Origin of the sequence: Allosalinactinospora lopnorensis (assembly GCF_000981225.1) — a bacterium.
Classification (GTDB): domain Bacteria; phylum Actinomycetota; class Actinomycetes; order Streptosporangiales; family Streptosporangiaceae; genus Allosalinactinospora; species Allosalinactinospora lopnorensis.
The window spans coordinates 90,636-100,690 of the sequence record NZ_LAJC01000012.1 but is presented as its reverse complement, the minus strand read 5'-3'; the positions used below and the strand labels follow the sequence as shown (position 1 = coordinate 100,690).

11 protein-coding genes and 1 tRNA gene are annotated in these 10,055 nt (G+C 70.4%); 6 read left to right on the top strand and 6 right to left on the bottom strand.

Features of this window, described 5'->3' with window-relative positions:
* Window position 1: 1 nt before the first annotated feature.
* Window positions 2-820: an SAM-dependent methyltransferase gene (locus tag VS93_RS06760; protein WP_046469137.1), complete on the bottom strand. Its 819-nt coding sequence runs from the start codon at window positions 818-820 to the stop codon at window positions 2-4.
* Between the two features lie 261 nt (window positions 821-1,081).
* On the opposite strand from VS93_RS06760, the gene VS93_RS06755 reads away from it, so the two are divergent.
* Window positions 1,082-1,981, top strand: a complete 900-nt coding sequence (locus tag VS93_RS06755; RefSeq protein ID WP_046469136.1) for a helix-turn-helix domain-containing protein — start codon at window positions 1,082-1,084, stop codon at window positions 1,979-1,981.
* Window positions 1,982-2,096: 115 nt separating this feature from the next.
* On the opposite strand, the gene VS93_RS28920 is transcribed toward VS93_RS06755, so the two are convergent.
* From VS93_RS28920 to VS93_RS06740, 4 genes are all read right to left on the bottom strand, one after another.
* Window positions 2,097-2,255: a hypothetical protein gene (locus VS93_RS28920; RefSeq protein WP_156184705.1), complete on the bottom strand. Its 159-nt coding sequence runs from the start codon at window positions 2,253-2,255 to the stop codon at window positions 2,097-2,099.
* 144 nt (window positions 2,256-2,399) lie between these two features.
* The gene (locus tag VS93_RS06750; protein ID WP_046469135.1) at window positions 2,400-3,005 is read right to left on the bottom strand and encodes a GNAT family N-acetyltransferase; all 606 of its coding nucleotides are present in this window, start codon (window positions 3,003-3,005) and stop codon (window positions 2,400-2,402) included.
* 116 nt (window positions 3,006-3,121) lie between these two features.
* Window positions 3,122-4,786 (bottom strand): helix-turn-helix domain-containing protein, encoded by a 1,665-nt coding sequence (locus tag VS93_RS06745; protein WP_052745571.1) that lies wholly within the window; start codon window positions 4,784-4,786, stop codon window positions 3,122-3,124.
* 169 nt (window positions 4,787-4,955) lie between these two features.
* Window positions 4,956-5,249: a GroES family chaperonin gene (locus VS93_RS06740; protein ID WP_046469134.1), complete on the bottom strand. Its 294-nt coding sequence runs from the start codon at window positions 5,247-5,249 to the stop codon at window positions 4,956-4,958.
* Between the two features lie 150 nt (window positions 5,250-5,399).
* Here VS93_RS06740 and VS93_RS06735 point away from each other — a divergent pair.
* Window positions 5,400-5,471 (top strand) — tRNA-Ala (locus VS93_RS06735).
* 130 nt (window positions 5,472-5,601) lie between these two features.
* Here VS93_RS06735 and VS93_RS06730 read toward each other — a convergent pair.
* Entirely contained in the window at window positions 5,602-5,820 is a 219-nt protein-coding gene (locus VS93_RS06730; protein ID WP_046469133.1) for a hypothetical protein, read from the bottom strand.
* A 374-nt stretch (window positions 5,821-6,194) separates the two neighbouring features.
* Between VS93_RS06730 and VS93_RS06725 the strand changes: the two genes are divergently transcribed.
* Genes VS93_RS06725 through VS93_RS06710 form a run of 4 tightly spaced genes read left to right on the top strand, consistent with a single transcriptional unit; the run spans window position 6,195 to window position 9,745 of the window.
* On the top strand, window positions 6,195-7,115 hold the full coding sequence (locus VS93_RS06725; protein WP_046469132.1) for an ABC transporter ATP-binding protein: 921 nt from the start codon (window positions 6,195-6,197) through the stop codon (window positions 7,113-7,115).
* Between the two features lie 5 nt (window positions 7,116-7,120).
* A complete protein-coding gene (locus VS93_RS06720) occupies window positions 7,121-7,894 on the top strand; it encodes an ABC transporter permease (protein ID WP_046469131.1) in 774 nt (257 codons plus the stop codon).
* A gap of 7 nt (window positions 7,895-7,901) precedes the next feature.
* Window positions 7,902-9,143, top strand: a complete 1,242-nt coding sequence (locus VS93_RS06715; RefSeq protein ID WP_046469130.1) for a sensor histidine kinase — start codon at window positions 7,902-7,904, stop codon at window positions 9,141-9,143.
* A complete protein-coding gene (locus VS93_RS06710) occupies window positions 9,140-9,745 on the top strand; it encodes a response regulator (protein WP_046469129.1) in 606 nt (201 codons plus the stop codon). The genes VS93_RS06715 and VS93_RS06710 overlap by 4 nt, the downstream gene beginning before the upstream one ends.
* The last annotated feature ends 310 nt before the right edge of the window (window positions 9,746-10,055 follow it).

Sequence of the window (10,055 nt, the reverse complement as noted above, 5' to 3'; positions counted from 1 at the left end):
ACTAGGGCTTTCGCCCCACCCCGCCGGCCACGTCCACCCTGGTGTGCGTGAAGGGGGAGGGGTCGGGCCGCCACTGCGTGACCTCCACCACGCCGGGCGTTACGAGCTCCAGGCCTTCGAAGAAACCGGCGATCTGTTCGATCGGGCGGGGACGGTAGGGAAGTGTGCCGCTCTCCTCGTAGAGCCGTTCAGCCTCCTTGACCCCCTGGCTGGTGTCGATGAAGTCGTAGGTTCCCAGGTAGCTGCCTGACGGCAGGCCGTCCAGCAGCCGGGGCACGATCGACAGCGCCTCCTCGTAGTCGATGTGTCCCAGGATGCCCATCAGCATGAGGGCGGTGGGTCGGCTGAGGTCAAGCGTCTGGCTTGCCTCGCGCAGGATCGTGGCGGGGTCGTGCAGGTCGGCGTCGACGTAGACAGTGACGCCCTCAGGAGAGCTGGTCAGCAGGGCGCGGGCGTGCGCCAGGACCAGGGGGTCGTTGTCGACGTAGACGATCTTGGATTCGGGGGCGGCGCGCTGGGCGATCTCGTGGGTGTTGTCGACGGTGGGCAGCCCGGTGCCGACGTCCAGGAATTGGCGGATGCCGACCTCGCCGGCCAGGTACCGGACGGCACGGGCGATGAAGTGCCGGGCGGCGCGGGCCGCGTTGGCCATCTCCGGGTAGACCTCGAGAACCTGGTCCCCGGCCGCCCGGTCGACGGGGTAGTTGTCCTTACCGCCCAGCCAGTAGTTCCAGATCCGGGCTGACTGGGGAACGCTGGTGTCGATCTTGGGCGACGGTGACGGGCCGGAATCGTTGGGAACTGCCGAACTGTCGCTCACCGGAACTCTCTTTCCCTATAGCTGTGATCGGCGTTACCGCACAGTCTAGAGCCCCGGGTTCGGCGTCAAATGAGCGTTCTGCCTCTGTGCGTATCCGGTCGCGGCCGCGATTCCCGGATGCGAAGACTCCGCCGGGCGGCCGCGGAAAAAACGGTGAAATCCTTATCAAAACCTTATGCGTACCGCCGGGGCCGTCAGAGAATGTGGAAAGATCTTTCTGGTCGCGTTCGGGGCGGAGACGGCGATGCTGCGAGGGTGAGCATGGGAATCCGACAGGCTGTGGGCGGCCACCCTGGCGGTCATGTCTACCAGCAGACCGGGCCGATGGCGGCGCGGATGGTGCTGGGTGCCCAGCTGCGCAGGATGCGGGAGGACCGGGACATCACCCGCGAGGAGGCCGGCGAGGCGATCCAGGCCTCGCACACCAAGATCGGCCGGTTGGAGCTGGGGCAGACCAGTGTCAAGGAGAACGACATGACCGTTCTCCTCACCCGGTACGGCGCCGTCGACGAGGCCGAGCGCGCCACTCTGCTGGCTCTGGCCCGGCAGGCGAACGCTCCCCGTTGGTGGCAGCCCTACAGCGACGTGGTACCGAACTGGTTCGAGACCTATCTGGGGCTGGAGCAGGCTGCCCGTGTCATCCGCAACTACGAGGCGCAGTTCATCCCCGGACTGCTGCAGACCGAGGGCTACGCCCGCGCGATCACCGGGTTCAGCCGCCGCCGACTTGCCATACCGCAGATCGAGCGCTGCGTCGAACTGCGCATGAGGCGCCAGCGGATCCTGCGCGGGGCGCGGCCCCCGCACCTGTGGGCCGTGATCGACGAGGGGGCGCTGCGCCGCCCGTTCGGTGGCGTCCCGACCATGCGCGCACAGCTCGACCACCTCCTCGACATCTCCGAACTCGGAAACGTCACCATCCAGGTGATGCCGTTCAGCGCCGGCGGTCATGCCGCGGCCGGCGGGCCCATCGCCATCCTGCGCCTGCCCGAACACCACCTCCCGGACGTGGTCTACCTCGAACAGCTCGTCAGCGCCCGCTACCCCGACAGGCCGGGTGAGATCCAGTACTACTGGGACCTCATGAACCGCCTGGCGACCGAGGCCGAACAGGCGACCGCGGCCCGAGCGGTGCTCCACCGGATCCGCAAGGAGATCTGAGGGAGCGGCCGCGCCGTTCAGCGGACCGCGCCGAACCGGTGCGGGAGGCGCGCGGCACGCCCGGGACCGGCCCGCCCCCCGGCCTGAGGGCACACGCGCCGGTTTCCCCCAGCCCTCAGGAAGGGGCGCCCGGCCTGCGCGCCACGTACACGGTGTCGAGCGGGTCGTCCGGAACCTGGAACGCGTGTACCGGGCCGAAACCGGTCTCCGCCAGGAGGGCGCGGCCCGCTGCGGCGGCCTCGAACAGGCCGTTGCGGTGGCCGAGGTCGACCATCAGGGTCAGTACCGCGTGGGTGTACAGCTCGAAGACCGTTCCGGCGAACTCCTCGGCGCGTGCCGGTCGAGCGTCTCCGGGCTCATTGCCATAGGCTCCTCCCTACAGTGTCGGGCGCGGGTCCGGGCCGCGCGTGGTCGTTGCTCATACCCGTGCCATGGCGGGGGCGCGCCACATCGGCCACAGCGAAGGCCCGCCGGGCAACGTGATCTCGCCGATGGTCCGGAAGCCGTGGCGCTCGTAGAGGGCGCGACTGCGGGCGGTCGTCGCCTCCAGGTAGGCGGGGGCGCCGTCGCGGTCGCAGCGTTCGAGTACGGGCGCCATGAGCGCGGAGCCGATGCCCAAGCCCTGGTAGGCCGGAACCACCCCGAGGACCATCAGGTACCAGTGCGGTTCGCGCGGGTGGCGCTCGGCCATGAGGGCGTCGAGCTCGAAGCAGCGGACGCTGTCAGGCCCCGCTACGGTCGCCACCCGGTGACCGAACGCCTCGGCCTCGTCGTCGCCGACCGCCTCTTCGCCGGGCGGTGCCCACAGCGCGGCGCCGGCCCCGTCGGCGGTCGTGCGGATCTCCCGGAAGCGGTGGAACGCCTCGACGTACAGCCCGAAGAGACCGGGGCCGACGGTGCGGTAGCGGTCGTCATCGGGGACGGCCCACCTGAGCACCGGATCGTCGAAGAAGGCCGTGCTCAGCGCGGTGCGGACCTGCGGGAGGTCCGGAGCCTCTGCTGTGCGGATCGTGATCGTCGTCATGGTGCCCTCCCCGGCGCGGCACGGGCGGCCGCCGCCTCGGCGCCGCTGCTCCCTGCAGGGCGCCCCTGCAGGTCAACCTGGCATGCGAGGCCGGGCGGGAGCATCGGGGAACTCACCTATTTCGCGGCTGGTCCCGCCCCAAGATGGCGCGCGGCCACGGCGGCCGCCTCGGCCCGGCTTCGTACGCCGAGCTTGCTGAGCACGTGTGCGACATGATGCTCGACGGTCTTGCGGCTGAGATAGAGACGGTCGGCGATGCCGGGGTTGGACAGGCCCTCGCCGAGGAGCGCCAGCACCTCGCGTTCCCGCTTCGAGAGGGTGGGCAGCCCCTTCGGGCCGATCCGGGCGGCCCTGACCCCCAGCCGGCGGAGCAGGGCCGCCGCCGCGTCCGCCCCCTGCTCCGCGCCGAGGGTCTCGAAGGCGCTCAGCGCGGCGCGCGCCTGTATCACCGCGCTCTCCGGTTCCGCGTCGAACAGCGTCTCGGCGAGCAGCAGTCGGCTCCTGGCCGCCTCGTAGGGCATCTCCAACCGGAGGAACCCCGTGACCGCCGACTCCAGGTGCCGCGTTGCGGCGGGAGCGCCGCAGGCGGCCAGGGCGGTGCCCAGCAGGCGCTCGCCGCGCGTCCGGATGAGCGGACTGCCCCGTTCGGTTCCCAGCGCGTCGAGCGCCCGACCGCGCTCCGCCGCCTTCTCGGCGTCGCCGTGCCCGATCTCCAGTTCACCGAGTAGCTCCAGCAGCGGCGCGCTCTCCGGCCGTTCCTCGCCGTACTCCTGCTCCTGGAGGGCGAGCCGGGCCGCCGCCGCGGCCGCAGCGGGCCGGCCGCGCAGCTGGTGGATGCGCGCCAGCGCGGGGGCGGCCACGGCATGGTCCTCAAGCCCGCCGACGAGCCGTTCGGCCTCCTCTATGCGCCCTTGGGCCAGGCGCAGCTCGGCGAGCGAGGACAACGCTTGTCGGTGGTACTCCGGCACGGACGACCGCGAGATCTCGATCGCCGCGGTGAGCTCCACCTCGGCCTGCCGCCAGTCGCCGGTGGCCACCAGTGTGCCGCCGTAGTACGTGCGGCATTCCGCGTACAGGAAGGGGCAGCCGTAGCGTTTGGCGAACCGGTCGGCGGCGCGCACCCACTCCACGACGCGCTCGAACTCGGCGCTCCGGGTGCAGGAGGTGATCATGTTGCAGGAACAGAGGACCACCGTGTCGGGGTTGCCGCCCTCGCCGCTGAGGCAGCCCGCCATCGACTCGTCCAGGTAGGCGACGCCCTCGGTCACCTTGCTCTGCCGGACGAGCAGCGCGCCGATCTGGCTGAGCGCGCACAGCTCCAGATCGATGTCGCCGGTCCTGCGGGCCAGCTCCAGCGCCCGCCGGGCCTCCTGCTCACCGCTCTCCGGATCGACCAGTGTCTCGGACCCGACGATCAGCAGCCAGCCGCGCGTCTCCTCCAGGGCGAAGTCCTCGACCAGCCGGCTGGCACGGGCCAGCCAGCCGGCCGCCGCCGCACGGTTGCCCATGTGCTTCCAGTAATCCATACACAGGAGCAGGGCGGTCAACGCGGCTTGGGACGGATCCGGTTCGCGGCGCAGCGCCGCATATCCCTGCTCGCGGAATCCGATGGACTCGTCGAGCTTGCCCAGCCACCACAGGGCTTCGCCCATGCCGATCAGTGCCTTGGCGGTTCTCCGGACCTCCAGCGCCGCATGGAAGGAGTCCCGTGCCCGTGTCCACTCCGCGGCCGCCAGCGCTTCGTTGCCGGCGGTGACAAAGGAGTCGACGTCCTGCGTCATTACTCAATAGTGCGTTCTCACGCGGCGGATGGCGAGCCCCGGGGCACTACCCCGAAAGAGGTTTTCGCTGGAAACACGCCCCGGCGGGACACGCGTCGCGGAGCCCGCGGGCCCGGCCGCGGGCCGCCCGGTGGCCGGAGGGCGCCGCCTCCGGAACAGAGGAGTCCCGCTACAGATACAACCCTGTGCCGTACTCCGGGTCCTCGTTGGCCACGGCGTGGATGTCGCGCTCGCGCATGACCACGTAGAGCTCGCCGTGGATCTCGACCTCCTGCTGCTCGTCAGGATTGAAGAGCACCCGGTCGCCGGTCTTGACGTGCCGGGCACTGGTACCGGCCCCGCAGATCTCGCCCCAGGAGAGGCGGGTCCCCATCTTTACCGTGTCCGGGATGACCAGGCCCGCGCTGCTGCGCCGCTCTCCCTTCTCGTGCACAGGGCGGATCAGGAGGCGATCATGCAGCATCTGGATTTCAAGCTTTGATTCGGACACCCATCAAGCGTATTGCGGCCGAGGTGCAGAAGGGAAACAACGGAGCGCAGAAGCGGCCACGCCGGTAATGGCTCGACGACCCCCGCGCATCCGGTAGAGTCAGGGTGTCGCTGCGGCGACCAAGGGGCTATGGCGCAGTCGGTAGCGCGCTCCATGGCATGGAGGAGGTCTGGGGTTCGAATCCCCATAGCTCCACTCGACTCCGAGACGACCCCGCTCGGAGGCCTTCGGTCTCCTCGCCGGGTCGTCTTGTTGTTTCCGCCGGGGGACGAACCCCGATGCGCCGCATGGTCACGCGCACCCGCAGACTGGCCCCGCCTTTCGATCAGGGCGGGGGCGAGTCCACGGCAGCCTCCCGTTCGTCCACGAAGGCGAGGAGTTCCGGATCGCCGGAGACCAGGCGCTCCACCTCCTCGCCACCGTCGCACCGGCACAGGGCCACCGTCACCTGGGACGGGGTCCGCTCCAGCACCCGCCACACAGCGCCGTGCTCCTCCCAGCGGACCAGGGTCTCGACCGGGTTCCCGTGTGATCTGTCGCTCATGCCCCTGCATATGCCCCGAACGGAGCTGTCGGAGACGCGGCCGTGCGCGGGGCTCCGGCCCGGACTTCATCGATCTCCTGGGCCATTGGGCACGGCGAACCCGTCCGGCGGTCGAGGCGGTACCACCGCCGCCCACCCGGCGCCGGTCATCCGGAACCACCCACAGGCAACCCGGTCGGACCGGTCACCGGCGGTCCGGCCAGCGCTCTTGGCCCCCTGCTCCCGCCTTTGAGCAGTGCGGCCGTGTTGTCTCAGCGCTCCCGGCAGCCGCGAGTCGGCGGGGCGCATCAACCGATCGGTCGATGGTTCGATCCACCGGTCTTCGAGCCGGCGGGGCGATGTGCCGCCCTGCTCACCGCGGCCATTCTCGGAGCATGGCGGTCATCGAGGTAACCAATCTGCACAAGCGCTACGGCGAAACGGTGGCGGTGGACGATGTGTCGTTCGCCGTCGAGGAAGGCGAGATCTTCGGGATCCTCGGTCCCAACGGCGCGGGAAAGACCACCACGGTCGAATGCGTCGCGGGCCTACGCGCCCCCGACCGGGGCACGGTCACCGTACTCGGCCGGGATCCGCAGCGGGACGCGGCCGAACTGCGCCAGCGGGTCGGCGTGCAGCTCCAGGAGAGCAGGCTGCCCGACAAGCTCAAGGTCGCCGAGGCGATGGATCTGTACAGCTCGTTCTACCGCCGGCCGGCGGACTGGAACACGCTGCTGGAGAGCCTTGGCGTCGCCGACAAACGCGGCACCCAGTTCCGCAAGCTGTCCGGCGGTCAGAAGCAGCGGCTGTCCATTGCGCTCGCCCTGGTGGGCAGCCCCGCCGTCGCGGTGCTCGACGAGCTGACCACCGGCCTGGACCCGCAGGCGCGGCGCGACACCTGGGATCTGATCGAGCAGGTCCGTGACTCCGGTATCACGATCGTGCTGGTCACCCACTTCATGGACGAGGCCGAACGCCTGTGCGACCGGATCGCGCTGGTCGACTCCGGCCGGGTCGCCGCCCTGGATACCCCGGCCGGCCTGGTCGCACGGGCCGCCGAGGAGCAGCGGGTGCGTTTCCGTCCCTCCGTGTCGCTCGACGACGGGCTGCTGGCCGACCTACCCGAGGTGACCAGAGTCGAACGCGCCGGGCGGCAGGTCGTGGTGACCGGCACCGGGAACCTGCTGCACGCGATCACGTCGGTGCTCGCGCGCAACCACATCATCGCCGAGGAGTTGCGCGTCGAGCAGACCAGCCTGGACGACGCCTTCGTAGCGCTCACCGGCCGCAGGTTCGACGACGAAGAAGGGAAGTAGCCGCCGTGTCTACTCTGGTGAAACTGACCGCCGTCGAAGGCAGGCTGTTTCTGCGCGAACCCATGGCGGTGATCTTCGGAGTCGTGTTTCCGACCATCCTCCTGCTCGGTATGGGCGCCATCCCCGTCCTCCGAGAGCCCTCGCCGGACTTCGGCGGAGCACGCTTCGTCGAGTTCTGGGCACCGTCCGCACTGGTGCTGGGGCTGGGGATCCTCGGGGTGCAGCACATCCCGGCCACGATCGCCACCTATCGGGAGAACGGCATCCTGCGCCGGATGTCCACGACGCCCGTCCATCCGGGCAAAGTGCTGGCCGCGCAGCTCATCGTCGCCCTGGCCGCGGCCGCCGCGGCCGCCGGACTACTCGTCGTCGCGGCGTGGCTGGTGCTCGATGTCCCGCTGCCCGAGCACCCGTGGTGGTTCACGCTCGCCTTCGTGGTCGGCTACGGCGCGCTCCTGGCCATCGGCATACTGATCGCCGCGGTCACACCCAACGTCCGCACCGCGAACGGCTTCGCGATGTTGGCGTACATGGCGTTCATGTTCCTCGGAGGCGTGTTCCTGCCGCGGTTCACGCTGCCCGACGTTGTGGTGCGCATCGGCGACTACACCCCGCCCGGTGTGCAGGCGCTGCTGGACGCCTGGTTCGGCGACACCGGGGCGGCGACCGCGGTTGGCGTCGAGACGGCCGGGCCTCCCCAGCTCGCGCAGTTGGCGATAATGGCGCTGATCGCGGTCGCGGCCGGCGCGGTAGCGGCCAAGCTGTTCCGCTGGGAGTGAGGCGAGGATGAGCCAGGGACCCCCCGAGTCCGGCCGCGACTGGGAGCAGTGGTGGGGTGTGCTGCTGATCGCCCTCCCCTGGCTCCTCCTGCCGTCCGCGACGATCCTCAGCCTGGTCCAGCCGGGCCAGACCTGGGCCGACCGGAGCATCACGCTCAGCCTGGCGGGGCTGGCCGCCGGCTGGATCCTCGCCGGACACACGCTCGCATCAGAGGAACGCCGGGAGCGCCAGGCGCCGATGCGGGTGTACTTCGCCGGCCTGCTCGTGCTCTTCGTGGTGCTGATGTGGCACGACCTGCTCTTCCTGCTCTTCGCGATCACCGGGTTCTTCCACGCGGCACTGCTGAAACCGTGGCCCTGGACCATGGCCGGAGTGGGCGGGTCCTCGGTCGCGCTCAACACGATGACCATGGGATTTCCGGGGACGGATCCGGGCACCCCCTTCGTGCAGCACATCTCCGTCTACGTGGGTGTGATCGCCATCCAGACACTGGCCATCAGCTCCGGCTACGTCTTCGGGGAGAAGGCGAGCGAGCAGCACGAACAACGCAAGCTGACGGTGGCCAAGCTGGAGGCGGCCCTGGAGGAGAACGCCGGGCTGCACGCCCAACTGCTGTCCCAGGCCCGCGAGGCCGGGATGCTCGACGAACGCCAGCGCATGGCGCGGGAGATCCACGACACGCTGGCCCAGGGCCTCACCGGCATCGTCACCCAGGTGCAGGCCGCGCAGCGGGTATGGCACTCGCCTGATCAGGCGCGGCCGCATCTGGACCGTACCTTGGCCCTGGCCCGCGACAGCCTGGCCGAGGCCCGCCGCTCGGTGCAGGCACTGCGGCCGCGGGAGCTGGCCGAGGCCCACCTGCCCGACGCGCTCAGTGACATGGCGCACCGCTGGGCCAAGGGCAGGGACATCGACCTGCGCGTGGACGTCACCGGAGACCGGCTACCGTTGAGTTCGGCGATCGAGGTGGCCCTGTTCCGGACCGCTCAGGAGGCGCTGACCAACGTCGCCAAGCATGCCGAGGCATCGCGCGTCGGGCTGACCCTGTCCTACCTGGACGACGCCGTGCTGCTGGACGTCCGCGACGACGGCAGGGGCATGACCGGCGCCGGGGGACAGGGAGTCGGGCTCGACAGCATGCGGCAGCGGATCCGGAGTGCGGGAGGCGCGATGGAGATCGAGACCGCGCCGGGGGAAGGCACGGCGGTCAGCGTCAGCGTCCCCGCGGTCACCGTAGAGGCGCCGTGATCCGCGTATTGATCGTCGACGACCACCCGATCGTCCGCGACGGGCTGCGCGGCGCGTTCGCCGAAGAGCCGGACATCGAGGTGGCCGGTGAGGCGTCCAACGGCCGCGAGGGCGTCGAGAAGGCCACGCGCCTCGGAATCGATGTGGTGCTCATGGACCTGCGGATGCCGGAGCTGGACGGCGTCCAGGCGATCACCGCGCTGTGCGAGAGGTCGACCGCCGTCCGCGTTCTCGTGCTCACCACCTTCGACAGTGAGGCCGACGTGCTGCCCGCGATCGAGGCGGGTGCCACCGGCTACCTGCTCAAGGACGCACCGGCCGAGGAGCTGGTGCGCGCCGTCCGTGCGGTCCATCGTGGTGAGTCGGTGCTCGCGCCCTCGGCGGGGCAGTTGCGCAAACCGGCCGGGCGGGGACTGAGCGACCGGGAACTCGAGGTACTTCAGATGGTCGCCGATGGCATGTCCAACCGCGCGGCCGCCGCCCGCCTGTTCATCAGCGAGGCGAGCATCAAGACCCACCTGCAGCACATCTACGACAAGCTCGGCGCACGCGACCGCGCCGCGGCCGTCGCCGAGGCGTACCGGCGCGGCTTGCTCAGCTAGTCCTGCGCCGGTGGAGTGCGGGGATCCAGGTGCATGGTGGGCTGCGCGACCGCGGCGGTTCTTGCGCCGCCGGCGGACGGCATCCGCCTGGTTCGTACCCGCCCTCGGCCCCGCCCAGAGGTGACCGCCCGCAAGAACCCGGCCCGCCTGGCCTTGGCATGCCCTGGGGCGCGTCCATTCGTGGACGCGCCCCACCGCCGTTTTCGTCACCCTCCGCGCAGCCTCACATGCCACCGGCCGCCGAAGACGGCGCCGTGCCCCCTTGGCGACGGGCGACTCCGGAACCGCGCCGCCGTGACCGTAGGGGTCC